Raw genomic sequence first — 26,357 nt, 5'->3', positions numbered from 1 at the left:
GGCCCGCCGGTCACCCCGGGCTGGTATGAAGGGGCGATGACGAGCGACGCCGCCTCCGCCCGACCGGACCCCAGCGCGGAGGTCGTGGACCTCTGCCGCGACCTGCTGCGCATCGACACCACCAACACGGGGGACAACGACACCAGCGTCGGCGAGCGCCGCGCCGCCGAGTACGTGGCGGAGAAACTCGCCGAGGTGGGCGTCGAATCGGTCCTGCACGAGTCCGCCCCCGGCCGGGCCAACGTGGTGGCCCGCATCCCCGGCGCCGACCCGAGCCGGGGCGCGCTGCTGGTGCACGGCCACCTGGACGTGGTGCCCGCCGACGCCGACGAGTGGTCCGTGCACCCGTTCTCCGGCGAAGAGCGCGACGGCTACCTGTGGGGCCGCGGCGCCATCGACATGAAGGACTTCGACGCGATGGTGCTCGCCGTGGTGCGGCACTGGCAGCGCACCGGCGTACGGCCCCCGCGCGACATCGTGCTCGCGTACACCGCCGACGAGGAGGCGGGCAGCGACTACGGCGCGCGCTTCCTGGTGGAGAACCACCGCGGCCTGTTCGACGGCTGCACCGAGGCCATCGGCGAGGTCGGCGGCTTCTCCTACTCGGTCAACGACAGTCAGCGGCTCTACCTCATCGAGACCGCCGAGAAGGGCATCGACTGGCTGCGGCTGCACGCCAAGGGCCGCCCCGGGCACGGATCGATGGTGCACGACGACAACGCGGTGACTGCCCTCGCCGAGGCCGTGGCCCGCATCGGCCGGCACCGCTTCCCGGTGGTGGTCACCGACACCGTGCGGGCGTTCCTGACCGAGGTCTCCGACCTGCTCGGCATCGAGCTGGACCCGAACGACCCGGAGACGGCCATCGCCAAGCTCGGCCCGATCGCCAACATCATCGGGGCGACCATCCGCAACACGGCCAACCCCACCCGGCTCAGCGCCGGCTACAAGGACAACGTCATCCCCGGCCGCGCCACCGCCACCATCGACTGCCGCAGCCTGCCCGGCCAGTCCGAGCTGCTGGAGCGGCAGCTGCGCGAGCTGGTCGGCCCGGACATCGCCATCGAGTACGTCCAGCGACAGCCGGCACTGGAGACCACCTTCGACGGCGACCTGGTCGAGGCCATGTCGGCGGCGCTGCGCGCCGAGGACCCGGGCGCCCGGCCGGTGCCGTACATGCTCTCCGGCGGCACCGACGCGAAGGCGTTCTCGCAGCTCGGCATCCGCTGCTTCGGGTTCGCGCCGCTGCGGCTGCCCGCCGACCTGAACTTCTCGGCGTTGTTCCACGGCATCGACGAGCGCGTTCCGGTCGACGGACTACAGTTCGGCGTGCGGGTTCTCGACCGGTTCCTCCGCACCTGCTAACCGTGTCCGGTAGCTGCACCCGGCGCGTTACCTCCCCATCGTGAAGGGACTGCCCCACATGACCGACCAGCACGGTGAGCTGGACGCCGCTCTCGAGCGGGTGATCGAAGCGGCCCGCCACCACCTGGCCGCCGTACGCGCCGCGCAGGGCCGCGTCGACGACGACGACGTCTGGCAGGCGTACGTGGCGTTGAACAACGCGTCCTTCGCCTACGACGAGCAACTGCTCGACGCCTTCGGCGAGGTGACCCCGTGGGACGTCGACTCGATCGACCCGGACGAGGCCGACGAGCGCTTCGGCGGCGAGGGCGCCGAGGCCAGCGACCCCCACCCGCGGGTGATCTCGGTACGTCAACGCCGCGACTACCGGGTGCCGAGCATCTCCGCGCTGCTGCGGGCGGCCGAGGCGGCCCGGCGCGAGGGCACCCCGGAGGACGACGAGCCGGCGCCGGTGGAGGGCGTCGGCGAGGCGGTGCTGGAGCTGCTGCAGAGCGGCGACGGCTCGCTCGGCGCGCTGGACGTCCCCGAGCTGGAGCCCCTCGACGGGGTTGTCATGGTCAGCGAGGTGGGCACACCCGTGGACCTGGAGTCGTTCGACGATGACGACGCCGCCGGCCCGTTCCAGCCGGCGAGCGACGACCGGCTCGTCGGTCGACTCGACGAGCACCCGTTCCTGGAGCTCGACGACGACCACGACCACGCCGGGCACCAGCACTAGGGCCGGCGTCGGCCGGGGCTCCTCCGCCGCGGACCGACCGAGGGCCAGGCACGAGGCCAGGTGACGCCCGGGGTCCGAACCGTTCGCGGTTCGGGCCCCGGGCGTGTCACCGCCCGTCCCGGCCCGGTGTCAGTACGACAGGCCCGGCTGCGGCTGGTTGACCCGCCGACGGCGCAGCATGACCTGCCGCGTGCCGTCACGGAACAGCCGCACCCGGGCCAACTCCCATCCGGAGAACTCCGCCTGGATCGCCAACTGCGCCGCGGCGGTCAACCGGTCGACGTTCGGCGGCAGCCGCAGCGGCGCGTACTCGTAGTCCATGCCGTCCATGCTGCCCAGCCCAGCGGCCGTCCGCCACCCCCTGCGGGGTGACCAACGCCGCTGCCCTGCGTGGTTCGTGCCGCCCCGGGCGCCCGCGCGTGGCCTTCGCCGCGCGGGAGCCGCCCGCGGTTAGCAGGCGCCCCGGTCAGCGCCGGTTCGGTGAGCGCCCGCGTCTCACCCGTCGCGCTCGGGGTAGCCGATGGGCACCGACGAGACGTCGTCCAGGGCGGTGGTGATCTCCTCGGGCAGCGTGATCCGCTCGACCTGCAACGCGCCGAGCAGCTGCCCGACCGTCCGGGCGCCGAGGATCGGCGCGGTCACCCCCGGTCGGTCCCGGATCCACGCCAGCGCCACCTCCAGCGGCGACACCCCCAGGCCGCCGGCCGCGGTCGCCACCGCCTCCACGATGCTCGAGCAGCGCGGCTCCAGGTACGTGGAGACGAACCGCTCGAAGTGCGGCGAGGCGGCCCGCGAGTCCGCCGGCCGGCCGTGCCGGTACTTGCCGGTGAGCACACCCCGACCCAGCGGCGACCAGGGCAGCACGCCGAGGCCCAACGCGTCGCACGCCGGCAGCACCTCCCGCTCCACGCCCCGCTCCAGCAGCGAGTACTCCACCTGGGCGGCGACCACCGGCGCCCGGCCCGGCCAGGCCGTCTGCCAGGCGGCGGCCCGCGCGGTCTGCCAGCCGGAGAAGTTCGACACACCCACGTAGCGGACCTTTCCGCTGGCCACCGAGTGGTCCAGCGCCGCGAGGGTCTCTTCGAGGGGGGTGTCCGGGTCGTACCCGTGCACCTGGAACAGGTCGACGTGGTCCGTGCCGAGCCGGCGCAGCGACGCCTCGAGGGTGCGCAGCAGGTGGCCTCGGGAGCCGTCGCGACGCCGACCGCTGCCCGGCCGCAACCCCGCCTTGGTGGCGATCAACAGCTCGTCGCGCGGTACGAGGCTGCCCAGCAGCGACCCGATCACCGACTCGGCGTCGCCGTCGCCGTACACGTCGGCGGTGTCGATCAGGTTGCCGCCCGCGTCCAGGTAACTCTTCAGCTGGGCGGCCGCATCGTCGGCGTCGGTGTCCCGGCCCCAGGTCATGGTGCCGAGCGCGAGCCGCGAAACCGCCAGCCCGCTTCGGCCGAGCGGTCGCTGTTGCATGGGTGAACCTTATTTCGAACCCGCCGCCACGGATATCCTCGCTCCCGTCATCTCTGCCGGTTCTGCCGGTTCCGCCTCCGGCGGGCACCGCGACGGACGGGGAATCATTGGCGGTGAGCCGGTGATCGGGTCCGTTTTCGGCATTGCGTAACCTGGTGCGACCTGTGCCACGGATGGGGGAGGACCAGTGCGACTCGGGCTCAGCCTTGGATACCAGACGGCGTGGAGCACGCCGGCCGACCACCTGGCGTTGGCCCAGGAGGCGGATCGCCTCGGCTACTCGGTGGTGTGGGCGGCGGAAGCCTACGGCTCCGACTCGCCCAGCATGCTCGCCTGGATGGCCGGCCAGACGCAACGGATCGACGTGGGCTCGGCGGTGATGCAGATTCCCGCCCGTACGCCGGCCGCCACCGCGATGACCGCCGCCACCATCGACGCGCTCTCCGGCGGCCGGTTCCGGCTGGGCCTCGGCGTCTCCGGCCCGCAGGTCTCCGAGGGCTGGCACGGTGTGCGGTTCGCCAAGCCGCTGGGCCGGACCCGCGAGTTCGTCGACATCGTCAAGCTGGCCGTCGCCCGCAAGGAGGTGGCGTACGACGGCGAGCACTACACGCTGCCGCTGCCCGACGGCCCCGGCAAGGCGCTGCGGCTGAGCTTCCACCCACCTCGCGAACACATCCCGATCTACCTGGCCGCGGTCGGGCCGAAGAACCTGGAGTTGGCCGGCGAGATCGCCGATGGCTGGCTCGCCGTGTTCTACGCCCCGGAGTTCGCCGACGAGCACCTCGCCGCCGTGGCCGCCGGGCGGGCCAAGGCCGGCAAGGAACTGGCCGGCTTCGACGTGGTGCCCTCCGTGCCGGTCGTCATCGGCGACGACGTGGCCTCCTGTGCCGAGCTGGTGCGCTGGTACGCCGCGCTCTACGTCGGCGGGATGGGCAGCCGGAAGCAGAACTTCTACAACCAGCTCGCCACCCGGATGGGTTACGGCGACGCCGCCCGCGAGGTGCAGGACCTGTACCTGGCCAAGCGGCAGCGCGACGCGGCCGCCGCGGTGCCGATGGAGTTCATCGACCGCACCTCGCTGCTCGGCCCGAAGGAGCGCATCGCCGAACGGTTGCGGGAGTACGCCGCCTCCGGCGTCACCACGCTGTCGGTGACCCTGTTCGTGGCCGACCGGGACAGCGGCGTGCAGACCCTGCGTACCGTCGCCGAGGCGCTCGACCTCTCCGGAGTCGGCGAGTGACCTGGATCGAGGCCATCGTCCTGGGCGTCGTCCAGGGGCTGACCGAGTTCCTGCCGGTCAGCTCGTCGGGGCATCTGCGGATCACCTCGGCGATCTTCTTCGACCGCGACGCCGGCGCGTCGTTCACCGCCGTCACCCAGCTCGGCACCGAGGCAGCCGTGCTGATCTACTTCGCGAAGGACATCTGGCGGATCACCCGTACCTGGCTGGTGGGGCTGCGCGACACGTCGGTGCGCTCCAGCCTCGACTACCGGATGGGCTGGTACGTGATCGTCGGCTCGATCCCGATCGGGCTGTTCGGGTTCCTCTTCAAGGACCAGATCAAGACCGCCGGGCGCAACCTGTGGGTGGTGGCGACCACCCTGATCGTGTTCGCGTTCGTGCTGGCGTTCGCCGAGTACTGGGGCCGGCAGACGCGCACGCTGGAGAACTTCCGGATGAAAGACGGCGTGGTCATGGGCTTCGCCCAGGCCATGGCCCTGGTCCCCGGGGTGTCCCGCTCCGGCGGCACGCTCACCGCCGGCCTGCTGCTCAACCTGACCCGGGAGGCGGCGGCGCGCTACTCGTTCCTGCTGGCCATCCCGGCGGTGGTGATGTCCGGGGTGTTCAGCCTCGGCGACGTCTTCGAACCGTCCGCCCCGGGCACGTCCGTGCCCACCGTGGCCCAGACGATCGTGGCCACCGCCATCGCCTTCGGCATCGGCTACGCGGCCATCGCCTGGCTGCTGCGCTACGTCGCCCACCACACCCTGTACGTCTTCGTGCTGTACCGGGTCGCGCTGGGCACCCTGGTCCTGGCTCTCCTGCTGACCGGCACGATCAGCGCCACCTGATCAGCGGCGTCGTTCCGTTGAGATCTTGGACAGTTTCCGTCAGCAGCTGACGGAAACTGTCCAAGATCTCGCGGGCATGACAATGGGCCGGCACCCCGGGTTCGGGGTGCCGGCCATTGGTTCGTGCGGTCAGCTGTTCCAGTGCTGGCCAACCAGGTCGGTGGCCTGCTGCTCCCACTGGGCGTAGGCGTCCGGGTAGGCGGAGACCTGCACGGTCTGCGCGGCCTGGGTCAGGGGCATGTCCTGCCACCCGTCAACCTGACGCAGGCCCTTGAGGAACGCGGTGGTGGAGTACTCGGGGTTGGTGATCTGCTCCGGGGTGCCCCAACCGGAGAAGGGGCGCTGCTGGAACAGGCCCAGCGAGTCATGATCGTTCATGTCGCCGAGGTGACCGAGGTTCTCCAGCTTCGACTCCTGCAGGCTCGTCGCGATCGAGATGACCGCGGCCCGCTCGGGCAGGCCGGCCTTCTTCGTCGCGGCGATGATCGCCTTGGCGTTGACGGTCTGCTCGCCGTTCAGGCTGATGTGCGACTGGTCGCCCTGCGGCTTCGACACTGCCGTCTGCACGGCCGCCACGGGCTTCGCATCGGCGGCGGGGTTGGCGTGGGCGGCGATCGGACCGGCGAACACACCACCGGCGAACGCGAGACCAGCAACGGACAGCATGCTCTTACGGAAGATCGTGTTCATGGGGGTAGCTCCTTCGGGGGTAGGAACACCAGCGCACCGTTCGGGGGAAGCGGTGCCGCGGGTGTGAGCACCTCGTCCGGCGCTGCACTATCAAGCGGGAAAAGTCTGGGGGGGGGCCTGCGAGCCGGGGCTCGCGGCGCGGTGGCCTGCGAGCGGGGGGCTCGTGGCGCCGGGACGGTGTGTAACGACCGTCGGGCGGGGGGGATTCCCGGGGCGGCCCGCGAGCGGGGGCTCGTGGCGCCGGGACCGTGTGTAACGACCGTCGGGCCGGGGTCATTCCCGCGGCGGTGGGCCGGAGGGGCGCACCGGTCGGCGGGGCCTGCGGTCGTTCCGGGGGGTCTGCAACGACCCGGCCCGGCTGGCCATTCCCCCGCCGGTCGAGCGGGCGGGGTGGCGGTGGTCCTGCGATCGTCAGGGTATGTAACGACCCCCGGCCCGCCACGATTCCAGCCCACGGATGCGACCGGTCACAGGTGAGCGCCGGCCCGAACCAGACACCAGGCCCAGAACACACCAGGCCGGGCGCGTCAGGCCGGTCGCCCGGCGGTGATCCACTCCAGGTCGGCGACATCGCCGTATCAGCCGAGCGGGACATCCCCACATCGCCGATACCGTGTCGATCATTGCCGAACGCGTCAGCCGTCGTCAGCCGTCGCCAAGCGGACATCACGCCCGACTGGACAGGCCGGGCGCGTCAGGCGGGCTGCCCGGCGATGATCGACTCCAGGTCGGCGACATCGTCATACCAAGCGAGCGGGAACCCTCAGGCTTGATCGACTCGGGTTCCTGCAAACCGGGGCATCCGGACGACCGGGACACCCCGACATTCAAGAGCCCGAGTCGATCAAGGAACTCGGCCTCGGAGCCCGGCCTCGGAGCCCGGCCTCGGAGCCCGGCCTCGGAGCCCGGCCTCGGAGAACGGCACGGGGTGCGGCACGGAGCCCGCGGCGATCGGAGGCACGGGTGAGGCCCTAGGGTGATCGGTGTGGCGACCCTTCTGCTTCTGCGACACGGCCGTACCACGGCGAACGCCGACGGCGGCCTGGCCGGTCGGCAGCCGGTCGAGCTGGACGACACCGGGCGCGCCCAGGCCACGGCGGTGGGGGAACGGTTGCGGGCGGTGCCGCTCGCGGCGGTCGTCACCAGTCCGCTGATCCGCTGCCGGCAGACCCTGGAACTGGCGGTGCCGCAGGCCACGCCGGTGGTCGAGGAGGGGCTGATCGAGTGCGACTACGGCAGCTGGGAGGGGCAGCCGCTGAAGAAGCTCGCCAAGGAGCCGCTCTGGCCGGTGGTCCAGCAGCATCCCAGCGCGGCGGTCTTCCCGCAGGGGGAGGCGATGGCGGCGATGGCGGCCCGCGCGGTGGCGGCCGTACGCGACTGGGACGCCCGGGTGAGCGCGGAGCACGGGCCCGAGGCGGTCTGGCTGGCGTGCAGCCACGGTGACGTGATCAAGGCCATCGTGGCGGACGCGCTCGGCGTACACCTGGATGCTTTTCAGCGGATCGTGGCCGACCCGGCGTCGGTGACCGCGATCCGCTTCACGCCGCTGCGACCGTTCCTGGTGCGGCTCAACGACACCGGCGGTGACCTCGCCGCGCTGGTTCCACCGCCGCGCAAGCGGCGTCGGCGGGCCACCCGGGCGGCCGACTCGGACGCCGCCGTGGGCGGCGGGGCTGGTGCGGCCAGGTGACGCGCGCGGTGACGCCACCACCGACCAAGGCCGCCACGGCCGGGGCCGCGACCCCCGCGAACGTCGACGCCGCCACGGCCCGAGGGGCCGCCACGCCCGGGTGTGGCCCCCGATACACCGGGCGCGTTGCCCCTGCGGTGATTCGGGTCGGTGGGGTGCGCGATGCCATGGCGGGCCGGATAGGGTCGTGGGTATGACCCACCAGGTGCACGCCTTCGAACCGCCGGAGCGGTTCGTCGCCGGGACTGTCGGGCCGCCGGGGGAGCGCACGTTCTTCCTGCAGGCCCGCGGCGGCGGCAGGCTGGTCAGCGTCGCGCTGGAGAAGGTCCAGGTGTCCCTGCTCGCCGAGAAGCTGGAGGAGCTGCTCACCGAGGCGCAGCGTCGCTTCGGGGTGGACCTGCCCGAGTTGGCGCCGGTGATCGGCGACAACGAGCCGCTGGACACTCCGGTCGACGAGGAGTTCCGCGTCGGGACCCTCGGGCTGGCCTTCGACGTGGACACCGCGACCGTGGTGATCGAGGCGATCGCCGCTGGCGAGGTCGAGCCCGAGGTCGAGCTGGGCGACGAGGACGACGAAGACGACGAGGACGAGGACGACGAGCCGGACGAGGACCTGGACCGGCTTCGGGTCCGGCTCACCCCGCAGGCCACCCGCCAGTTCATCGAGCGGGCCCGGCGCGTGGTCAACGCGGGCCGGCCGCCGTGCCCCCTGTGCGGCCAGCCGTTGGATCCCGCCGGGCACCTGTGCCCGCGGCACAACGGTTACCACCGGTGACCTTGTCCGGCCTCGAGCCCCTGCGCGACGGTGACGCCGCGCTGCGGCTGCTGCGCGACGGCACGCTCGACCTGGAGGGCCGGCTGGTCGACGCGTCGAACACCACCCTGCGGGGCATCCTGACCCTCGACGGGGTCACGGCCCGCTGTGTCTACAAGCCGGTGCGCGGCGAGCGCCCGCTGTGGGACTTCCCGGACGGCACCCTCGCCGGGCGGGAGGTGTCGGCGTTCCTGGTCTCCGACGCCACCGGCTGGGGTCTGGTGCCGCCCACCGTGCTGCGCGACGGGCCGTTCGGCCCCGGCTCCTGCCAGCTCTGGATCGACGAGCCGGACGACGCCGAGCCGCTCGTCGGGTTCGTGCCGGCCGACGAGCTGCCGCCACGCTGGTTTCCCATCGCGGCGGCGCGGGACGACGACGGCGTCGCGTACGCCCTCGCCCACGCCGACGACCCCCGGCTGGCCCGTCTCGCGGTGCTCGACGCGGTGATCAACAACGCGGACCGCAAGGGTGGCCACGTGCTGGTCGGCGCGGACGACCGGATCTACGGCGTGGACCACGGGGTGAGCTTCCACGTCGAGGGCAAGCTGCGGACGGTGCTGTGGGGTTGGGCCGGAAAGCAGTTGCCGCCGGACGCCGTGGAGATGCTCGACGGCCTTGCCGGGCAGGTCGCCGGGGCGCTCGGCGACGAGCTGGCCGATCACCTGACGATCAGCGAGATCGCCGAGTTGGCCGTCCGCATCGAGGTTCTGCGCAAGACCGGCCGCTTTCCGCAGCCGCCGGAGGACTGGCCGGCGGTGCCCTGGCCGCCGATGTGAACCGCTGTCATCTTGATCACCCGTGGGGCGGCCCGGTGCCGCCTGAGGGCTGGTTAGGCTGAGGCCATGGAGTCTTGGGCGGGACACGAGGTGCCACGGCTGCCGGGCAGAGGCGAGCCGCTGGCGTTGTACGACTCGGCGCGGCAGGGCGTCCACCCGAGCGAGCCGGTCGACGCGGGAAGCATGTACGTCTGCGGCATCACCCCGTACGACGCCACCCACCTCGGCCACGCCGCCACCATGATCACGTTCGACCTGGTGCAGCGGATGTGGCGGGACGCCGGGCGCCCGGTGCGCTACGTGCAGAACGTCACCGACATCGACGACCCGCTGCTGGAGCGGGCCGCCCGCGACGGCGAGGACTGGGTGGTCCTGGCGATGCGGGAGACGGCGCTGTTCCGCGAGGACATGGAGGCGCTGCGGATCATCCCGCCGGAGCACTACGTGGGCGCCGTCGAGTCGATCCCGGACATCGCCGACAAGGTCGAGGTGCTGCTCAAGGACGGTGCCGCGTACCGGCTCGACGACGGCACCGGCGACGTCTACTTCGACATCTCCGCCACCGGCCGGTTCGGCTACGAGTCCAACCTGACCCGCGAGCAGATGCTGGAGATCTTCCCGGAGCGCGGCGGTGACCCGGCCCGCGCCGGCAAGCGCGACCCGCTCGATCCGCTGCTGTGGCGCGGCGCCCGCGAGGGGGAGCCGTCCTGGCCGGGCGGGGAGCTGGGCCCGGGCCGGCCGGGCTGGCACATCGAGTGCGCGGTCATCGCGCTGAACCTGCTCGGCGACCGGATCGACGTGCAGGGTGGCGGCAACGACCTGCTGTTCCCGCACCACGAGGCGTCCGCCGCGCACGCCGAGCGGCTCACGGGCCAGGCGCCGTTCGCCGAGCACTACGTGCACGCCGGGATGATCGGCCTGGACGGCGAGAAGATGTCCAAGTCGCGCGGCAACCTGGTCTTCGTCTCCCGGCTGCGCGCCGACAAGGTCGACCCGATGGCGATCCGGCTGGCGTTGATCTCCGGGCACTACCGCGGCGACCGCACGTGGACCGACGAGCTGCTCACGGCCGCGCAGGAGCGCCTGGACCGCTGGCGGCGGGCCGCCGCCGCGCCCGCCGGGCCGTCCGGGGCCGAGCTGCTGGCCGGGGTACGCGAACGCCTGGCCGACGACCTCGACACCCCGGGCGCCCTGGCCGTGGCCGACCGCTGGGCCGACGTGACCCTGTCCGGCGCCACGGACGACGCCGAGGCCCCCGCCCTCTTCGCCAAGACCGTCGACGCCCTCCTCGGCATCCGCCTCTGACCCGCGTCCACGGCCACGCCGCAGCCCTCCGCGGCGCGGGAGGCGGTTTCCTGTCGGAGCAGCGCGCAGGACGTGGTGGCCGACGCCGGCCGGGGGCGGGTTCGCGTTCGACCCTCATGACTCTGCGGTATGAATATGACTCTGAGGAATGACGCCCAACAGCGTGGATGGCACCCAGCCATCTCGAGGCCCTGACCGCGCCGCGGGTCACCGCGCACCGGCGTCGACCTCCTCGGCCGCCGCATCCGACCCCACCCGCGGACACGAATGCCGGCCCACCCCCCGAACCAGCACCGCGACGAGCGGACGCAGACGGCTGGGCGGCACCGGGGCGCGGTGACGAGCTGGTCAGCCCAGGACCAGGCCGGGGTCGGGTTCCGGGTCGGGGGTCGGGCCGGGGATCTTGTACTCCTCGGTGAGGGTGGTCATCGGGCCGGGCCAGGTGGCCTGGGCCACCTCGATGGGCTTGCGGTTCGCGTCGAAGGCGACGTGCAGCAGGTGCAGCACCGGGGTGTCGGGCCGGATCTGGAGGGTCTCGGCCTCCTCCCGGCTGGGTTGGCGGGCGCTGATCGTGTCGGTGGCCGAGACGTACCGCCGGCCGGTGGCCTCCTCGGCCTCCTGGTAGAGCGGCCGGCCGAACGCCTCGGCGCGCTCGAGGGAGGTGCCGGCGGTGTCGGCGGGCAGGAACCAGGAGGCGCCCACCTCGACGGGGGAGTCGTCGGTGCGCACGAGGTGGCGGCGGCAGAGCAGGTCCGTGCCGTCGGAGACGCCGAACGCGTCGGCGACCTCGGCGGGCGCGGGGGCGCGGCCGACCGAGACGAGCTGCTGGCGGTACCGAGCGGCCAGGTCGGTGTGGTAGCCCCGGAAACCGCCGTACCGGCCCCGGGAGAGCCGGTTGAGTCGGCGCCGGGTGCCCCGGACGTACGTACCGGAGCCGGGTTTGGTGATCAGGATGCCCTCGACCCGCAGCTGGTCGACGGCGCGTTGCACGGTCTGCTTGGCGACGCCGAACATCTCGGCGATGGCCGGGATGGACGGCAGCCGTTCGCCCGGCCCCCAGTCACCGCGGCGGACCTGGTCCTTGAGTTGCGCGGCGATCTGCCGGTGGGGGAACTCGGCCGCGCCGGGGTTGATCTGCACACCCGCCTCCTTGATCACATCTAGGTTCCTAGGATGCCGTAGAGGGTGTGACGGCGCCACCCCGGACACGCGAAAACGGGCCCCCGGACCACAAAGGTCCGAGGGCCCGCCGTGAACAGTGCTACCAGGAGCCGGCGGTGGGGCCGGCCGAACCGCCCCGACGCCGCAGGTACTTCTCGAACTCCTGCGCGATCTCGTCACCGGTCAACGGGGTGATGCCCTCGTCGCCGACCCGTTCCTCCAGCTCGCGGACGTACTCGCCCAGCTCGGCGTCCTGCTCGGCGGCGCTGCGCACCCGCTGCTCCCACTCGGCGGACTCCTCGGCCAGGTCGGCCATCGGCACCGGCAGGTCGACGACCTCCTCGACCCGGTGCAGCAGGGCGAGGGTGGCCTTGGGGCAGGGCGGGTTGTTGGCGTAGTGCGGCACGTGCACCCAGAACGACACGGCGTCGACCTCGGCGCGGGCGCAGGCGTCGTGCAGCACGCCGACGATGCCGGTCGGGCCGTCGTAGCGGGTCGGAGTGAGCTGGTAGCGCTCCGCGGCCTGCGCGTCGGAGGCGCTGCCGCTGATCGGCAACGGCCGGGTGTACGGCACGTCGGCCAGCAACGCGCCGAGCAGCACCACCCGCTCCACCTCCAGGCTGTGGCAGATCTCCAGAACCTGCTCGCAGAACGTCCGCCAGCGCATGCTCGGCTCGATGCCCCGGATCAGCACGACGTCCCGGTCGGTGCCCTCGGGGCTCGCCACCATGAACCGGGTCGTCGGCCACTCCACCCGGCGGGTCTCCCCGTCGGCCATGGTGATGGTGGGCCGGCTGACCTGGAAGTCGTAGAAGTCCTCCGGGTCCAGCTCGGCGATCTGCCGCGCGTTCCAGACCTGCTCCAGGTGCTCGACGGCCGCGGTGGACGCGTCGGCGGCGTCGTTCCAACCCTCGAATGCGGCAATGGCCACGGGGGACCGCAGTACCGGCAGTCCGTCGAACTCGGTCACGCCGTCACCTCACCCTGCTCGTCGCGGCCGACACCGGGACCGCGCCCGGTCGTCGGGCCGTGGTGCACGGCGGCGTCCCTGTTGTCCTTCACGTCCGCCAGCCTACGTGCCGGGCAGGGATGCGGCCCGTCGGCCGCGCCGGTCCGCCCGGTCCACCACCGGGCATACGGCGGCGAACCGGACAGCGTGATCCGCCCGACACAATATGGGATCGGGCCCGGACGGCGCTCGGGTTCACGCAGGATCGCACTAACCTGAACGGGTGCGGACTTCGTTGCTGGATGTGCTGGCCGATCGGATCCTCATCGCCGACGGGGCGATGGGCACGATGTTGCAGGCCGCTGACCTCACGCTCGACGACTTCGACGGGCTCGAAGGGTGCAACGAGATCCTCAACGTCACCCGTCCCGACGTGGTGCGGGGGGTGCACGACGCCTACCTGGCCGCCGGCGCGGACTGCGTGGAGACCAACACCTTCGGCGCCAACCTGGCCAACCTGGCCGAATATGACATCCCGCACCGCATCCGGGAGCTGTCGACGGCGGCCGCCCGGATCGCGCGGGAGGCCGCCGACGCGGCGAGCACCCCGGCCCGGCCCCGGTTCGTGCTGGGCTCGATGGGGCCGGGCACCAAGCTGCCGACCCTCGGGCACGCCGACTACGCGACCCTGCGCGACGCGTACCAGGAGAACGCCGCCGGCCTGATCGACGGCGGCGCGGACGCTCTGATCATCGAGACCTGCCAGGACCTGTTGCAGGTCAAGGCGGCGGTCGTCGGGTCGAAGCGGGCGATGGCCGAGCTGGGGCAGCAGGTGCCGATCATCTGCCAGGTGTCCGTGGAGACCACCGGCACGATGCTGGTGGGCAGCGAGATCGGCGCGGCCCTGGCCGCGATCGAGCCGCTCGGGGTGGACCTGATCGGGCTCAACTGCTCCACCGGCCCGGCCGAGATGAGCGAGCACCTGCGCTACCTGTCGCAGCACTCCCGCATCCCGGTGTCGGTGATGCCGAACGCCGGCCTGCCGGTGCTGACCGCCGACGGCGCGTACTTCCCGCTGACTCCCGTGGAGATGGCCGACGCCCTGGAGCGGTTCGTCACCGAGTACGGCGTGGGGCTCGTCGGCGGCTGCTGCGGCACCACGCCGGAGCACATCCGGGTGCTGGCCGAGCGGCTGCACGGCGTCACCGCCCCGGCCCGCGAGCCGCAGCACGAGGCGGGTGTCTCGTCGGTCTACCACCCGGTGCCGTTCGCCCAGGACGCGTCGGTGCTGATGGTGGGGGAGCGGACCAACGCCAACGGCTCGAAGGCGTTCCGGGAGGCGATGCTCGCCGGTGACTTCCGCGCCTGCGTGGAGATCGCCCGCAGCCAGGCCCGCGACGGTTCGCACCTGCTCGACCTGTGCGTGGACTACGTCGGGCGCGACGGCACCCGGGACATGCGCGAGCTGGCCGGCCGGTTCGCCACCGCGTCGACGCTGCCGATCATGCTGGACTCCACCGAGCCGGCCGTCGTCGAGGCCGGGCTGGAGATGCTCGGCGGCCGGTGCGTGGTCAACTCGGTCAACTTCGAGGACGGCGACGGCCCCGACTCCCGGTACGCGCGGGTCATGCCCGTCGTGCGCGAGCACGGCGCGGCGGTGGTGGCGCTGCTCATCGACGAGGAGGGCCAGGCGCGTACGAAGGAGTGGAAGGTCCGGGTCGCGGCACGGCTGATCGACGACCTGACCGGCCGGTGGGGGATGGACCGCGCCGACATCCTGATCGACGCGCTGACGTTCCCGATCGCCACCGGTCAGGAGGAGACCCGCCGCGACGGCATCGAGACGATCGAGGCGATCCGGGAGATCTCCACCCGCTACCCGGGGGTCAACTTCACCCTGGGCATCTCGAACATCTCCTTCGGGCTCAACCCGGCGGCCCGGCAGGTGCTCAACTCGGTGTTCCTGCACGAGTGCGTCCAGGCCGGCCTGACCTCGGCCATCGTGCACGCCAGCAAGATCCTGCCGATGTCGAAGATCCCCGACGAGCAGCGCGAGGTCGCGCTCGACCTGGTCTACGACCGGCGCCGCGAGGGGTACGACCCGGTGCAGCGCTTCCTGGAGCTCTTCGAGGGCGTCGACGTGACCAGCGCGCGCGCCACCCGTGCGCAGGAGCTGGCGGCGCTGCCCCTGGACGAGCGGCTCAAGCGGCGCATCATCGACGGTGAGCGCAACGGCCTGGAGGCCGACCTGGACGAGGCGATGGCCGGCGGCCGCTCCCCGCTGTCGATCATCAACGACATCCTGCTGGACGGCATGAAGGTCGTCGGCGAGCTGTTCGGCTCCGGGCAGATGCAGCTGCCGTTCGTGCTCCAGTCGGCCGAGGTGATGAAGACCGCGGTGGCGTACCTGGAGCCGCACATGGAGACCACCGAGGACGGCGGCAAGGGCCGCATCGTGCTGGCCACCGTGCGCGGCGACGTGCACGACATCGGCAAGAACCTCGTCGACATCATCCTGTCCAACAACGGCTACGAGGTCGTCAACATCGGCATCAAGCAGCCGATCAGCGCCATCCTGGACGCCGCCGAGCAGCACCGCGCCGACGCGATCGGCATGTCCGGGCTGCTGGTCAAGAGCACGGTCATCATGAAGGAGAATCTGGCCGAGATGGCCACGCGCGGGGTCGCCGACCGCTGGCCGGTCCTGCTCGGTGGGGCGGCGCTGACCCGCGCGTACGTCGAGGACGACCTGCGGTCGATGTTCCCCGGTCAGGTGCACTACGCGCGGGACGCGTTCGAGGGTCTGTCCCTGATGGACAAGGTGATGACCGCCAAGCGCGGCGGCGCGCCGGTGATCGACCCGGAGCGGGAGGCGGCCCTGGCGGCCCGTCGTGCCCGCCGGGAACGGCAGCGCACCATGGTCACCGAGTCCCTGCCGGAGCTGCACGACTCCTCGGTGCGCTCCGATGTGGCGCTGGACGTGGAGGTGCCCGCCCCGCCGTTCTTCGGCACCCGGGTGGTCAAGGGTGTACCGATGGCCGACTACGCGGCGCTGCTCGACGAGCGGGCCACGTTCCGCGGGCAGTGGGGGCTCAACGGCGCCCGGGGTGGCAACGGGCCCTCCTACGACGAGCTGGTCGAGACCGAGGGCCGGCCGCGTCTGCGGTACTGGCTGGACCGGCTGATCGCCGACCAGGTCCTTGAGGCAGCCGTGGTGTACGGCTACTTCCCCGCGTACTCCGAAGGCAATGACCTGGTGGTGCTCGACGAGAACGGGCACGCGGAGCGCGCCCGGTTCTCCTTCCCCCGCCAGCGCCAGGAGCGACGGCTCTGCCTGGCCGACTTCTTCAAGCCCAAGGGCGACCAGCTCGATGTGGTCGCGCTGCAACTGGTCACCGTCGGGCAACCCGTCAGCGAGTACGCGGCGAAGCTGTTCGCCCGCAACGAGTACCGCGACTACCTGGAGGTGCACGGGCTGTCCGTGCAGCTCACCGAGGCCCTCGCCGAGTACTGGCACCGGCGCATCCGCGCCGAGCTGACCCTGCCCGACGGGCGTCCGCTGGGCCACGACGACCCGAGCGACCTGGCCGGAATCCTGCGCAACGACTACCGGGGCTGCCGGTACGCGTTCGGCTACCCGGCCTGCCCCGACCTGGAGGATCGGGCGAAGATCGTGGATCTGCTCGGGTCGGAGCGGATCGGCGTGGAGCTGTCCGAGGAGTTCCAGCTGATGCCGGAGCAGGCCACCGACGCCATCGTGGTCCACCACCCGGAAGCGAGCTACTTCAACGCCAAGTAACGACCACGTCTAGACCATTTAGATCCTTGCCAGCGTGCGGAATTCGTTTGGGCGCATGTGAGGATGCCTACATGGAACGGACACTGAGTCGGCGGGCGGCCTCGGACGCGGTCAGCGACCAGGGATGGCGGTATTTGCTGGGCGCGTTGCGCACGTCGGTCCCCGTCGGCTCATTGGTCCAGGCAACTGAGGTGGCGGCGCGCGTGGTGGCGGCGTGCGGCAGCCATGCCGATCAGCACCTACGCGTTGATATCCGGCCAGACCGGGTTGTCATGACCCTGCAATCGTTGGATCAGGCGGCGCTTACCGCTTGCGATATCGACCTGGCGCATCAAGTTTCCGCCGCCATTTGGAATGTCGGGCTACGGACGGAGCCTGAGATTGGTACGGGAGCGCCCCGGTCGGTCCAGCTCGTGGAGATCGCTATCGACGCGCTCGACATCGCAGCGGTCAGGCCGTTCTGGAAGGCCGTGCTGGGCTACACGGACGAGGCGGGAGCCGACGGTCCGAAGGATCCGATCGTCGACCCGGTCGGGCAGGGTCCGGCGATCTGGTTTCAGCAAATGGATCAGCCACGCCGGGACCGGAATCGCATCCACTTCGACATCTGTGTCCCGCACGACGAATCTCCACGGCGGATCGAAGCCGCGCTGACGGGCGGTGGCCGACTTGTATCCGCGTCCCATGCTCCCGCCTTCTGGGTTCTCGCCGATATCGAGGGTAACGAGGCTTGTGTGACGACCTGGCAGGGCCGAGACGACTCGTAGACCGGGCTGACCGGCCATCGAGGAGACAGCCCGCAGTCAATCCCGGTCCTGGCCGGTATCCGGGTACCCGGATCGGGTGGTGGACGCTGCTACCGGGCACTCGTTACTCGCTACGACAAACCCGCCGTCCGCTACCAAGCTACCGCCCACATCGTCGCGATCAACGAGTGGCTCTTTTCCATGACCACCATCATGCCTAGGGCGGCCCACGCACGCAGGTAGCCGGCCGCGTGTGCGCCGGCAAGGGCAGGATCATCGCCGGCATCCGCAATCGCGGGCGCAGGTGTCGCCGCTGCGAGATCAGCCAGGGCGGCGCTTGGGTGACGACCGGCTCGGGCGCCACCGGACGAGCTCGGACCACGCCGGTAGCGGATGGCCGACAGAGCAGCAGGTAGACGCCCGTGATTGTTGCCTAAGGGCAAGCGGTCGTCGTGGTATGCCACCGAGGCTAGTACTCCAGCCGGAGATCGTGATCCGAACCTTCATGCCGTCTTCGCTGGTACGACAGCAGCACGGGGGCGCAACCCAGCCATTGTTACGGTCAGCAGAAGAGCAGCACGGGACGGCAGAATGCCGGGATGCATCGAAGCACCAGGGGTCGGGACCGTGCAGACGGACGCAGTGTCGGTGGCGCTTCGGTGCCAGGCCCGGCGATAGGAGGGCGGAGCCTGGCCCGCCGCGTCGGCCAAGCGTCGGCCGCAGTCGCTGTAGTCCTTGTCGTGGTGGGGCTGGTGATCCTGTCGCCCATCGCACTGCGAGCTGTGAGCCTGGGAGAGGCGGAAGACTGGGGCCGGTTAAGTGATATCGGCCAGACCTACGGAGCCACGTCGGCGGTCCTGTCGGCACTTGCGCTCGGAGGCGTAGCGGCGTCGCTGCTGCTCCAGGCCCGCCAGACCAGAGCGGAACGGATCCAGGCCATCCGCGGTTTCCACGCGGATCTGATCCGGATGCAACTCGATGATCTACCTGTTTACCTGCCCTGCTGGGGTCCGCTGGACTTGCCCGATGACACCGCCAAGCGGCAGCACATCTACACCAACCTGCTGTTGCAGTACGCCTGGATGGGCTACGAGATTGGCACCATCTCGGAACCGCTGCTTCGGGACATGCTGGGCGGCATGTTTCGTGGCGACGTCGCTCGGCGTTTCTGGCTGATGGCTCGGGGGTCCTGGGCGGCGAGTACGGCGGGGACGAGGCGAGGACGACGCTTTCTCCTGATCATTGATGAGGAGCATTCCAGAACTTTGTTGACCGAACCGAGAGTGCGCGCAGCGGGGCCTGAAGATGGCCTCAGTCCCGTCCGAATCTCCGTCCCAGCGGCCGCTCGCCTATTGAACTGCGTCGTCATCGGCGTTGCGGCGAGTATCTCGGCAGGCCTGGTATGGCGCCGGCTGCGATCAGCTCGTACTCCAGCCAGAGATGTTGGTCTGATCCGGGGGAGGGCTCACCCGGGGCCGGAGCGGGTGCAGCCACCATCGAGCATGGACGGTTGTGTGGACTGAGCATGACGCGGCGGTGACTGCCGGATACAGGGTAGACGCCCAGCGGTGGCGGGTGTTGTTCGATGACCTGTCGCTGACGACCGGGCAGCGTCTCCGCAGGCCGGAGCCTCGTCGTCGGGTGCGTGACTTCGTCCGGGGCTTGCTGGCGCCGTTACCACGAAAGAGCTGCTGGACGATCGCGGAGCATGCGGGTGACGGGGGTCTGGACGGAATGCAGGACCTGCTGACCCGGGTGAAGTGGGACGATGCCGAGGTCCGCGCCGATGTTCGCGAGTTCGTCGGCCACCACCTCGGTGATGCCGAGGCGGTACTGGCCATCGACGAGACCGGCGATCTGAAGAAGGGCCGGCACACCGTCGGCGTGCAGCGGCAGTATTCGGGCACCGCCGGGAAGATCGAGAACTGTCAGGTCGCCGTGCACCTCGTCTACGCCACCGATGCTGTTCACGCGATGCTCGACACGGCGCTCTACCTGCCCGGGTCCTGGTGCGACGACGCCGAGCGCCGCGCCGAGGCCGGTGTCCCTGAGCAGGTGCGGTTCGCGACCAAGCCGCAGCTGGCGTCTCGGATGATCGCCGCGGCGGTCACCGCCGCGCTGCCATGTCGATGGGTGGCCGGCGACGAGGCCTACGGCAACGATCCGCATCTGGGCGCACGGCTTCGTGAGCTGCGACTGGGCTACGTCCTGGCCGTGGCCTGTTCGCATCAGGTGATCACCGGCCTTGGCGTCTACGGCGTTGACGTGCTAGCCGCCGGTCTTCCTGCCACCGCCTGGCAGCGGGTGTCCGCCGGTCGAGGCGCGAAAGGCTATCGCTACTACGACTAGTCCTCTACCGCACTGCCACACGCCGCCGACGCCCACGGCGGGCACCACTGGCTGCTGATCCGCCGCAACCGCAGGACTGGCAAGCTGGCCTTCTACCGCTGCTGGACACCCGAGGCCGTCCCGCTACGCAGCCTCGTCCTGGTGGCCGGCCGCCGCTGGAAGATCGAAGAATCGTTTCAAACGATCGTTGCGCGGCTCGTCACTCGTACCGGTACTTCAGCGAGTCCGCCTCCGCCTGCTCGATGTCGGCGATCGTCAGCTCCGGCATCCGCAGCTGGGCCAGCGTCACCTCGGCCGAGGTCGGCTGCGCGTCCGCTGGCAGCCACCGCTCGGGCTCCCAGACCCCGGTGCGCAGGAGCGACTTGGGGCAGTGCGGGTAGACCTCCTCGATTCCCACCACCAGCGCACTGGCCGGCGGCTTACCCACGGCGGTCAGCTGCGACAGCAGGTCGGGGCGGGTGGAGACGCAGGCTCGGCCGTTCACCCGAAGCGTCGTGGTGCGCCCGGGGATGATGAACAGCAGCCCGGCCCGTCCGGTGGCGATGACGTTCTGCAGCGTGTCCAGGCGCTTGTTGCCAGTCGCGTCTGGGATCGCCACCGTCCGTGCGTCCAGGACGGCCACGAACCCGGCGGGGCCGCCGCGCGGGGAGACGTCGCAGTTGCCCTCGGCGTCCACGCTCGCGATCAGGACAAGCGCCGCACAGCCGATCAACCGCCGGGTCTGCTCGGTGAGTTCGGTCATCTGTTTCCGCACGGCCGCCTCGCTGGGGAGGTCGTAGGCCCGGCGCAGCGCTTGCTGGTCGGGCACCGCGTCGAGGCGGAGCGAGTCGAAGGCGGTGGTGGCAGGGGCTGGCGTCATGCCGCCGACCCTATTGGGCAGCCAGAAGCCGTGGGGGACCGTGCTGCTGGCGGGTGCTCGGACCCGCAGCTCAGATCGCCCCGGACGCTCTGAGGTCGCGGCCGACCCAGGTGGCGACGCACACCTCGTTGCCCTCCGCGTCGGCCAGAACCCACCACATCGGCGCGTGTGCGTCGGAAACCAGCTGGCCGCCGGCGGCCAGGGCGGCGGCGATGCGCGCCTCGGCCTGATCGTGCGGAACAGCGATGTCGAGATGCATGCGGTTCCGTTGTGGGCGCGGCACGTCCATCTGCTGCACGCCGAACCCGGGGCCGCGGCGCGACGGGTCGTAGAGGTAGTCGTCGCCGATCTGGGAGTAGCCGAGCACCGCACGCCAGAACGGCAGCACATCCACGCTGACGAGCGCGTCGAGGCTGACGTTGATGACCTGCACGGCTGTCGGATCGGCGGCGAGGCCCCGCTTTCTCGCGGCGGCCGAGATCCGCCGGGCCAGCCCGGCGTCGCGCCGCGACAGGGACACCGTGACGCCGGTGCCGCGTACATCGATGGTCAGAATCTGCTGCTCGGCTTCGTCGGCGAGCCGGCCGATTTCATCGACGAAAGCGATGGCCTCGGTCAACGAACCGGTGGGGAAATGGGCGGAGACCAGGTGATACAGGGAGCGCCAGTCCTCCACACCCTCGGCCGCGTGAAACTCGCTGGCCGTGATCTGCCGCGTCATGCCAGCGAACCTAACATCGGACGCCCCAACCGGAGTTCGGGTGCCGGCTGCCCGCGACGTGGAGGGGCGACAGCCTGGTTGGCCACGATGACCCCGGTGGGTGGTCAGCGTGTCCGTGGCCGGATCTGGGTGACGGCAGCGTAGGCGACGCTTCCGAGCAGAGCGCCGAGTGCGGCGAACAGGATGCCGTCCCAGGGCTGCGGTAGCGACCCTTTCAACAGCACCGCAGCGGCAAGGGCCGCTGGCACTGCGATCAGCACCGCCGAGCCCAGTGCCCACCGTGACCGTCGGTCATCCGTGCGATGCAGGAAGCCCAACGCGCTGAGAATCGCGAGCATCCCGTCGGAGTAGAATTAGGACAGCGCCAGGACGAGGAGAGTTCCCATGGTGAGGCCAAGGGCCCAACGCCGGAGGGCGGTGCCAAGCGACACGACGCCCGGCTGGGCGACATCGCCTCTGCCGCCCAGGTCATCGGCCGTGCTCGCCACCGCGCCTGGGAGCCGGTCATCCACCACCCGATGATCGCACACCCGGTTGTACTCCCCGCCGAGGTCGATCCCGGGAGGGCAGCCTGCCAGCCATGCCGCCCCACGTCGGGAGGGTGTGGCGTTGACGCAGCCGCCTTCGAGCGAGCGCGGCCCAGGCGTCGCACGGCGAGAGAAAAACCAGTCGGGACCCTTTCCGTGTCGAGAACCCGCTGGTGGCTTCGTCTCGGGGGAGGATGCGACCACGGCGGCGCACCAGAGCGAGGAGATCCCGCATGGCGATCCAGCGGATGGACAACGTCCTCATTGTCGTCAACGACCTCGACGCTGTCATCGCGTTCTTCGTCGAACTCGGCATGGAGCTGGAGGGCAGGGGGCCGGTCGAGGGACGGTGGGTGGAGCGTGTGATCGGCATCGACGACGTCCGCCAGGAGGTCGCGATGCTGCGGACCCCGGACGGTCACGGCAAGGTCGAGCTGGCGATGTTCCACACGCCGAAGGCGATCAGCCCCGCACCGGAGAACGCGCCCGCGAACACCCTGGGGATCCGTCGGATCATGTTCGCCGTCGACGACATCGAGGACGTCATCGCCCGACTGCGTACGCATGGGGCCGAACTCGTCGGGGAGGTCGAGCGGTACGAGGACATCTTCCTGCTCTGTTACCTGCGTGGCCCGGAGGGCATCATCGTCGGACTGGCCGAGCACCTCCGCTGAGCCGCGAGAGTCAGGCCCCGACCTCGGCGACCATGGTGTCCGCGTCCGTGAACGACTCGACCGTGCGGAACCCTTCGGACGCGTAGAGACGGGCGGCGGCGTTCGCCCGCTCCACGCTCAGCGACACGGTACGGATGCCGCGGTCCCGCGCGGCGTCCAGGACGGCACGCAGCAGCGCCCGGCCCACACCCCGCCCTCGCCAGTCTCGCCGCACACCGATGGTCAGCTCCGGCACGTCGTCCGCGACGTACCCGTAGCCGGGATCTTCGGCGCTCAGGTGCCGGAACCAGGCGGCGCCGAGCGGCCGGTGAGCGGGGTCGACCGCGACCACACCGACGTCGGTGCGTCGCATCCACCCCGTGACGTAGTGGGCCAGCGCGGGATCCGCCAGGATCCGCTCGCGAGGCCAGTCGCGCTCGGGCAGCCAGTTCACGGCCTCGACGAGCATGTCCACCAGGAACTCGGCGTCGGCCGGGGTGGCCGCGCGGATGTCGAAGTCGGTCACCGCGCCAGCCTCGCACACATGATCGTGCGGTTGCCCGGAGGCGGGAGCCGGGACCAATGCTGGACAACACGTCACGCTGGCGTACGACGTGAGTGTCGCCGACAGCACGGGCGGTGGAGTCCGGGGTGGTTACCGCCGCCCCGGACTCCACCCGTCACGCGGTCCGGTAGGCCAGCAGCACCGTCTGCGTCACGGTGTTGCCGGCGGTGCCGGTGGCCGTCACGCGCAGCGCGACGAAACCCGGCCGGCGGGGATGGGCGACGAGGGCGACACCGTGCAGCACCGGCAGCGCGACCCACGGGAGGAGGAGTCAGGGCGGCACCGCCACTGGTGGAGCCAACAACTTCAGGGTTGTTGCGGCCTCCCGGCGCAGGGAGACCACGATATCCCCGAAGTTGCGCAGATCTTGGGGAGTCGGTCCGGTCGGCGCGGCTTCGCCGCAGCACTGCCACTGAGCGCGGCGCTCACGGCGACCGCCGCCTTCGTTACGCTCGCGGCATGTTCCGTGCGGCCCGGCCCGACGACTTCGCGCAGATCATCCACCTGTACCGGCAGTTGAACCCGGACGATCCGGTGCTGGACGACGGCACCGATGCGGCGGCCTTCGCGCAGATCCTCGGCTCACCCGGGCTGCGTCTGTTCGTCCTCGACCTGGACGGGGTCGTCGTCGCCACGACGTACCTCAACGTGATCCCCAACCTCAGCCGGTCGGCATCGCCGTACGCCGTCATCGAGAACGTCGTCGTCGACGAATCCCGACGCGGCACCGGGCTCGGTCGGCAGATCATGGCCGGCACGCTCCAGGCCGCCTGGGACGCCGGTTGCTACAAGGCGATGCTGATGACGGGTTCGCAGAACCTGGCGACCCACGCGTTCTACCGCGCCTGCGGGTTCTCCGCCGACGTCAAGACGGCGTACCTCGCGCGCCCAACCGGCTAGCCAGGGAAGGTTTCGCGCAGCGCCGGGTCCAGCGCGCGGCCGGTCGTCGGCTCGATGAACAACTCCGCGAGCAGGAGGTCGGCGAGGTAGGTGGGATTGATCCCGGACTCCTTGCGACTGAGGGCCTGCAACGCGCCGCCGAGCCGCAGGGCCGTGCGTGCCGCGCCGGCCGGTAGCCGGCCGACCCTGCGGCGTCGGCCGACCGCGTCGGCGATGCGCGCGATCATGTCGTGCCAGGTGAGGTTCTCGTCGGCGACCGGAATGTCCGCGCCGCTGGCCTGCTCCAGGGCGTCGGCCGCGACCTCGGCCACGCTGCGCGCCGAAGCCGCCGCGCTTCCGCCGGTCGGCGCGACCAGAGGTGTACGCGAGCGCGCCCACCGGTCCAGCGGACCGGCCCAGTTCGGCAGCCGGTCGCCGGCCCGGCCGAAGACGAAGGGCAGTTCGAGTACGGCGACCGGCAGACCCGCCCCGGCGGCGGCGCGCCCCTCCCGGGCCTGCTCCAGGCGGCAGCGGATGTACGTGTGCCGCTCGGCGAGCCGCCACTGCGGGTGCGACCGGTCAAAGTACGTGTAGTACGAGCCCATGATCACGCCACGGGTGAGGCCCTGGGCGCGGGCGGCGGTGAACAGGCGTACCACCGGATCGACGTTGTCGCGCCGGAACTGCGGGTAGATCGGCGTGGGCAGCGGCCGCTGCTCGTCGGTCCGGGTGGCGTACACGACGCCGTCGTGACCGGCGAGCAGCGACCGCAGGTCGTCGATCGAGGCGGACTCGACGTCGAGCAGGTGGTCGACTCCCTGCTGGGCGGTACGCGCCACCGCGGTCGTGGCATGACCGCGCTCGCGCAGCACCTCCACGACGTGCGCGCCGATCAGGCCACTGCCACCCACCACGAGAATCCGCACGCTGAATCGTCCACTCTGCAGTGGGGTGCGTGTCAAGCACGCGGCGGCTGCGGGTGCGACGGGGGCAGGGCGCGACCACAATGGCGTCCGGAGGTGATGGAGGATGATCGACCAGGAGAGCGTTCCGCGGCTGACGTCGGTGGTGCTCGACGGCACCGACGTGCGGAAGTTGGCGGAGTTCTACCGGCAGCTCATGAGCTTCGTCTATCGACCCGGCGACGAGCCACCCGTGGACGGCCGACCCGACGAGCGCGGCCGTGACTGGTTGGTGCTCAGGTCCCCGGACGGTGGCCCACAGATCGCGTTCCAGCAAATCGACGACCTGCCCGAGGCGACGTGGCCGAAGAACGACGTGCCACAACAGCTACACCTGGACCTGACCGTGGACTCCGTCGACGAGCTGCTGGTTCAACACGAGCGTGTGCTGCGCCTCGGCGGCCGGCTGCGCTACGACCGGATCGAGGACCCGGACGAGCCGTTGCGCGTGTACGCCGACCCGGCCGGCCACCCGTTCTGCATCATGGTGGGATAGTGGCGTGGCACCCGTGCGACCGGGGTGCTGACGGTCGTCGAGAACGGGGTCGAGGATGCGGGAACCGCGCGCCTTCTGGGTGGACGAGCAGTTCGACCGCGAGCACGGCACCGGCGGGCACGGTCGCTACGAGGCCGAGGTGCTCCGCCGGATCGACGAATTCGCCGAGACGTGGGGCGACTTCGCGCCGGTCGCGTTCGCCGCGACGGCCTGGCGGGTGGCCAGCGAGCTGTCGCCCGGCTTCGTCCGGTGGCACCGGCGCATCATCTCGGCGACCTGCGAACGCAGTCCGTGGGACGGCGGCATGGTCTGCGCGGTCACCGTGGCCTCCCGCTGGCCCGCGGAGCTGACCTGGACCAAGCAGTGGCAACGCGACCGTGGTTGGCGGGACTGGCCGCAGTTGTTCGGCCAGTTCACCACGCCCACCGAGCAGGACCGGACGCGTAGTCCGCATCTTCGCGCCCTGCTCCAGGTGGAGGCGCCGCTGCCGCTCGAGGGCCTGCCGCCGACACCCGACGGCCCGGACGACGACGTCGCCGCCGCGGCACGTCGGGCGGTCGTGGTGCTGTCCCGGGAACTCAACGATTTGCTGGCGCCGATGATCGGGCAACTCGACAGCGGGGTCCCCGCCGACTCCTGACGGCGGGGACCCCTCTCGACGCGGCGCGTCGGCAGTCGATGGTGTGGTGGGGGCCCCCCCCGCCCCCCCCCCCCCCGGGCCCCCCCCCCCGCCCCCGCGGGGGGGGCCGCCCCCCCCCCCCCCCCCCCCCCCCGACCGGGGGGGCTCACTGGC

At 71.2% G+C, this 26,357-nt stretch carries 26 protein-coding genes and 1 pseudogene; 16 read left to right on the top strand and 11 right to left on the bottom strand.

The annotated features are described in order from the left end of the window. The first annotated feature begins 36 nt into the window (after window positions 1–36). Window positions 37–1,365, top strand: coding sequence for a M20/M25/M40 family metallo-hydrolase (locus tag ACFYPR_RS27275; protein WP_354860355.1), 1,329 nt, complete (start codon window positions 37–39; stop codon window positions 1,363–1,365). Window positions 1,366–1,423: 58 nt separating this feature from the next. Beyond that, window positions 1,424–2,083, top strand: a complete 660-nt coding sequence (locus ACFYPR_RS27270) for a hypothetical protein (RefSeq protein ID WP_354860356.1) — start codon at window positions 1,424–1,426, stop codon at window positions 2,081–2,083. Between the two features lie 129 nt (window positions 2,084–2,212). Here the strand turns inward: ACFYPR_RS27270 and ACFYPR_RS27265 are convergent, their stop codons facing one another. Both ACFYPR_RS27265 and ACFYPR_RS27260 read right to left on the bottom strand, forming a co-directional pair. Next, a complete protein-coding gene (locus ACFYPR_RS27265) occupies window positions 2,213–2,404 on the bottom strand; it encodes a DUF5703 family protein (RefSeq protein ID WP_039906151.1) in 192 nt (63 codons plus the stop codon). 174 nt (window positions 2,405–2,578) lie between these two features. Continuing rightward, on the bottom strand, window positions 2,579–3,550 hold the full coding sequence (locus tag ACFYPR_RS27260) for an aldo/keto reductase (RefSeq protein WP_387182385.1): 972 nt from the start codon (window positions 3,548–3,550) through the stop codon (window positions 2,579–2,581). A gap of 187 nt (window positions 3,551–3,737) precedes the next feature. On the opposite strand from ACFYPR_RS27260, the gene ACFYPR_RS27255 reads away from it, so the two are divergent. Together ACFYPR_RS27255 and ACFYPR_RS27250 are read left to right on the top strand one after the other, a co-directional pair. After that, window positions 3,738–4,790, top strand: coding sequence for an LLM class F420-dependent oxidoreductase (locus ACFYPR_RS27255; protein WP_354860358.1), 1,053 nt, complete (start codon window positions 3,738–3,740; stop codon window positions 4,788–4,790). Beyond that, window positions 4,787–5,623 carry an undecaprenyl-diphosphate phosphatase gene (locus ACFYPR_RS27250; RefSeq protein WP_354860360.1) on the top strand — a complete coding sequence of 279 codons (837 nt, stop codon included), beginning with the start codon at window positions 4,787–4,789 and terminating at the stop codon, window positions 5,621–5,623. Before ACFYPR_RS27255 ends, ACFYPR_RS27250 begins: the two co-directional genes overlap by 4 nt. 129 nt (window positions 5,624–5,752) lie before the next feature. On the opposite strand, the gene ACFYPR_RS27245 is transcribed toward ACFYPR_RS27250, so the two are convergent. Further along, complete coding sequence (locus ACFYPR_RS27245) at window positions 5,753–6,313, bottom strand: hypothetical protein (protein WP_387263201.1); 561 nt, start codon at window positions 6,311–6,313, stop codon at window positions 5,753–5,755. Between the two features lie 976 nt (window positions 6,314–7,289). Between ACFYPR_RS27245 and ACFYPR_RS27240 the strand changes: the two genes are divergently transcribed. The 4 genes from ACFYPR_RS27240 (at window position 7,290) to mshC (ending at window position 10,898) form a co-directional block, all read left to right on the top strand. Further along, complete coding sequence (locus tag ACFYPR_RS27240; RefSeq protein ID WP_354863289.1) at window positions 7,290–8,003, top strand: MSMEG_4193 family putative phosphomutase; 714 nt, start codon at window positions 7,290–7,292, stop codon at window positions 8,001–8,003. Window positions 8,004–8,196: 193 nt separating this feature from the next. Then, window positions 8,197–8,778, top strand: coding sequence for a DUF3090 domain-containing protein (locus tag ACFYPR_RS27235; protein ID WP_354863290.1), 582 nt, complete (start codon window positions 8,197–8,199; stop codon window positions 8,776–8,778). Beyond that, window positions 8,775–9,593 (top strand): SCO1664 family protein, encoded by an 819-nt coding sequence (locus ACFYPR_RS27230; RefSeq protein WP_387263198.1) that lies wholly within the window; start codon window positions 8,775–8,777, stop codon window positions 9,591–9,593. Before ACFYPR_RS27235 ends, ACFYPR_RS27230 begins: the two co-directional genes overlap by 4 nt. Window positions 9,594–9,659: 66 nt before the next feature. Further along, on the top strand, window positions 9,660–10,898 hold the full coding sequence (gene mshC, locus ACFYPR_RS27225) for a cysteine--1-D-myo-inosityl 2-amino-2-deoxy-alpha-D-glucopyranoside ligase (RefSeq protein WP_387263195.1): 1,239 nt from the start codon (window positions 9,660–9,662) through the stop codon (window positions 10,896–10,898). Window positions 10,899–11,246: 348 nt separating this feature from the next. Here mshC and ACFYPR_RS27220 read toward each other — a convergent pair whose 3' ends face one another. Both ACFYPR_RS27220 and ACFYPR_RS27215 read right to left on the bottom strand, forming a co-directional pair. After that, a complete protein-coding gene (locus tag ACFYPR_RS27220) occupies window positions 11,247–12,038 on the bottom strand; it encodes a GntR family transcriptional regulator (protein WP_387182374.1) in 792 nt (263 codons plus the stop codon). A gap of 121 nt (window positions 12,039–12,159) precedes the next feature. After that, window positions 12,160–13,029, bottom strand: coding sequence for a PAC2 family protein (locus ACFYPR_RS27215; RefSeq protein ID WP_145782100.1), 870 nt, complete (start codon window positions 13,027–13,029; stop codon window positions 12,160–12,162). A gap of 262 nt (window positions 13,030–13,291) precedes the next feature. Between ACFYPR_RS27215 and metH the strand changes: the two genes are divergently transcribed. From metH to ACFYPR_RS27195, 4 genes and pseudogenes are all read left to right on the top strand, one after another. Then, window positions 13,292–16,807: a methionine synthase gene (gene metH, locus ACFYPR_RS27210; protein WP_387263192.1), complete on the top strand. Its 3,516-nt coding sequence runs from the start codon at window positions 13,292–13,294 to the stop codon at window positions 16,805–16,807. Window positions 16,808–16,878: 71 nt separating this feature from the next. Continuing rightward, a complete protein-coding gene (locus ACFYPR_RS27205; RefSeq protein ID WP_387263190.1) occupies window positions 16,879–17,574 on the top strand; it encodes a VOC family protein in 696 nt (231 codons plus the stop codon). A 719-nt stretch (window positions 17,575–18,293) separates the two neighbouring features. Then, complete coding sequence (locus ACFYPR_RS27200) at window positions 18,294–19,076, top strand: DUF6082 family protein (protein ID WP_355137087.1); 783 nt, start codon at window positions 18,294–18,296, stop codon at window positions 19,074–19,076. A gap of 13 nt (window positions 19,077–19,089) precedes the next feature. Beyond that, a pseudogene (locus ACFYPR_RS27195) lies at window positions 19,090–20,082 on the top strand (IS701 family transposase); the annotation flags it as partial. A gap of 19 nt (window positions 20,083–20,101) precedes the next feature. On the opposite strand, the gene ACFYPR_RS27190 reads toward ACFYPR_RS27195, so the two are convergent. From ACFYPR_RS27190 to ACFYPR_RS27180, 3 genes are all read right to left on the bottom strand, one after another. Beyond that, the gene (locus ACFYPR_RS27190; protein ID WP_363937474.1) at window positions 20,102–20,761 is read right to left on the bottom strand and encodes an MSMEG_1061 family FMN-dependent PPOX-type flavoprotein; all 660 of its coding nucleotides are present in this window, start codon (window positions 20,759–20,761) and stop codon (window positions 20,102–20,104) included. Between the two features lie 70 nt (window positions 20,762–20,831). Beyond that, complete coding sequence (locus ACFYPR_RS27185) at window positions 20,832–21,482, bottom strand: VOC family protein (protein WP_387263187.1); 651 nt, start codon at window positions 21,480–21,482, stop codon at window positions 20,832–20,834. A gap of 104 nt (window positions 21,483–21,586) precedes the next feature. After that, window positions 21,587–21,820 carry a hypothetical protein gene (locus ACFYPR_RS27180; protein ID WP_387263185.1) on the bottom strand — a complete coding sequence of 78 codons (234 nt, stop codon included), beginning with the start codon at window positions 21,818–21,820 and terminating at the stop codon, window positions 21,587–21,589. A 422-nt stretch (window positions 21,821–22,242) separates the two neighbouring features. On the opposite strand from ACFYPR_RS27180, the gene ACFYPR_RS27175 reads away from it, so the two are divergent. Then, window positions 22,243–22,683: a VOC family protein gene (locus ACFYPR_RS27175; RefSeq protein WP_354861881.1), complete on the top strand. Its 441-nt coding sequence runs from the start codon at window positions 22,243–22,245 to the stop codon at window positions 22,681–22,683. 10 nt (window positions 22,684–22,693) lie between these two features. Here the strand turns inward: ACFYPR_RS27175 and ACFYPR_RS27170 are convergent, their stop codons facing one another. Both ACFYPR_RS27170 and ACFYPR_RS27165 read right to left on the bottom strand, forming a co-directional pair. Continuing rightward, window positions 22,694–23,188 (bottom strand): GNAT family N-acetyltransferase, encoded by a 495-nt coding sequence (locus ACFYPR_RS27170; protein WP_354861879.1) that lies wholly within the window; start codon window positions 23,186–23,188, stop codon window positions 22,694–22,696. A 154-nt stretch (window positions 23,189–23,342) separates the two neighbouring features. Then, a complete protein-coding gene (locus ACFYPR_RS27165) occupies window positions 23,343–23,471 on the bottom strand; it encodes a hypothetical protein (protein WP_354861878.1) in 129 nt (42 codons plus the stop codon). A gap of 215 nt (window positions 23,472–23,686) precedes the next feature. Here ACFYPR_RS27165 and ACFYPR_RS27160 point away from each other — a divergent pair, with 215 nt between their 5' ends. After that, a complete protein-coding gene (locus tag ACFYPR_RS27160) occupies window positions 23,687–24,127 on the top strand; it encodes a GNAT family N-acetyltransferase (RefSeq protein ID WP_355137097.1) in 441 nt (146 codons plus the stop codon). On the opposite strand, the gene ACFYPR_RS27155 is transcribed toward ACFYPR_RS27160, so the two are convergent. Then, window positions 24,124–25,032, bottom strand: coding sequence for an NAD(P)H-binding protein (locus tag ACFYPR_RS27155; protein WP_363937482.1), 909 nt, complete (start codon window positions 25,030–25,032; stop codon window positions 24,124–24,126). The two genes, ACFYPR_RS27160 and ACFYPR_RS27155, sit on opposite strands and share 4 nt — an antisense overlap. Window positions 25,033–25,135: 103 nt before the next feature. Here ACFYPR_RS27155 and ACFYPR_RS27150 point away from each other — a divergent pair, with 103 nt between their 5' ends. After that, entirely contained in the window at window positions 25,136–25,564 is a 429-nt protein-coding gene (locus ACFYPR_RS27150) for a VOC family protein (protein WP_387263181.1), read from the top strand. A 55-nt stretch (window positions 25,565–25,619) separates the two neighbouring features. Beyond that, window positions 25,620–26,204, top strand: coding sequence for a hypothetical protein (locus ACFYPR_RS27145; RefSeq protein WP_387263178.1), 585 nt, complete (start codon window positions 25,620–25,622; stop codon window positions 26,202–26,204). Window positions 26,205–26,357 lie beyond the last annotated feature (153 nt).

It is taken from the genome of Micromonospora sp. NPDC005254 (assembly GCF_042872525.1).
Lineage (GTDB): Bacteria > Actinomycetota > Actinomycetes > Mycobacteriales > Micromonosporaceae > Micromonospora.
This window is presented reverse-complemented; position numbering and strand designations above follow the sequence as displayed.

What these genes read in the sequence shown, in the direction of transcription:
- ACFYPR_RS27275 (WP_354860355.1), top strand. Translation starts at nt 37, where the DNA reads ATGACGAGCGACGCCGCCTCCGCCCGACCGGACCCCAGCGCGGAGGTC.
- ACFYPR_RS27270 (WP_354860356.1), top strand. Translation starts at nt 1,424, where the DNA reads ATGACCGACCAGCACGGTGAGCTGGACGCCGCTCTCGAGCGGGTGATC.
- ACFYPR_RS27265 (WP_039906151.1), bottom strand. Translation starts at nt 2,404, where the DNA reads ATGGACTACGAGTACGCGCCGCTGCGGCTGCCGCCGAACGTCGACCGG.
- ACFYPR_RS27260 (WP_387182385.1), bottom strand. Translation starts at nt 3,550, where the DNA reads ATGCAACAGCGACCGCTCGGCCGAAGCGGGCTGGCGGTTTCGCGGCTC.
- ACFYPR_RS27245 (WP_387263201.1), bottom strand. Translation starts at nt 6,313, where the DNA reads ATGAACACGATCTTCCGTAAGAGCATGCTGTCCGTTGCTGGTCTCGCG.
- ACFYPR_RS27235 (WP_354863290.1), top strand. Translation starts at nt 8,197, where the DNA reads ATGACCCACCAGGTGCACGCCTTCGAACCGCCGGAGCGGTTCGTCGCC.
- mshC (WP_387263195.1), top strand. Translation starts at nt 9,660, where the DNA reads ATGGAGTCTTGGGCGGGACACGAGGTGCCACGGCTGCCGGGCAGAGGC.
- ACFYPR_RS27205 (WP_387263190.1), top strand. Translation starts at nt 16,879, where the DNA reads ATGGAACGGACACTGAGTCGGCGGGCGGCCTCGGACGCGGTCAGCGAC.
- ACFYPR_RS27190 (WP_363937474.1), bottom strand. Translation starts at nt 20,761, where the DNA reads ATGACGCCAGCCCCTGCCACCACCGCCTTCGACTCGCTCCGCCTCGAC.
- ACFYPR_RS27185 (WP_387263187.1), bottom strand. Translation starts at nt 21,482, where the DNA reads ATGACGCGGCAGATCACGGCCAGCGAGTTTCACGCGGCCGAGGGTGTG.
- ACFYPR_RS27180 (WP_387263185.1), bottom strand. Translation starts at nt 21,820, where the DNA reads ATGCTCGCGATTCTCAGCGCGTTGGGCTTCCTGCATCGCACGGATGAC.
- ACFYPR_RS27175 (WP_354861881.1), top strand. Translation starts at nt 22,243, where the DNA reads ATGGCGATCCAGCGGATGGACAACGTCCTCATTGTCGTCAACGACCTC.
- ACFYPR_RS27160 (WP_355137097.1), top strand. Translation starts at nt 23,687, where the DNA reads ATGTTCCGTGCGGCCCGGCCCGACGACTTCGCGCAGATCATCCACCTG.
- ACFYPR_RS27150 (WP_387263181.1), top strand. Translation starts at nt 25,136, where the DNA reads ATGATCGACCAGGAGAGCGTTCCGCGGCTGACGTCGGTGGTGCTCGAC.
- ACFYPR_RS27145 (WP_387263178.1), top strand. Translation starts at nt 25,620, where the DNA reads ATGCGGGAACCGCGCGCCTTCTGGGTGGACGAGCAGTTCGACCGCGAG.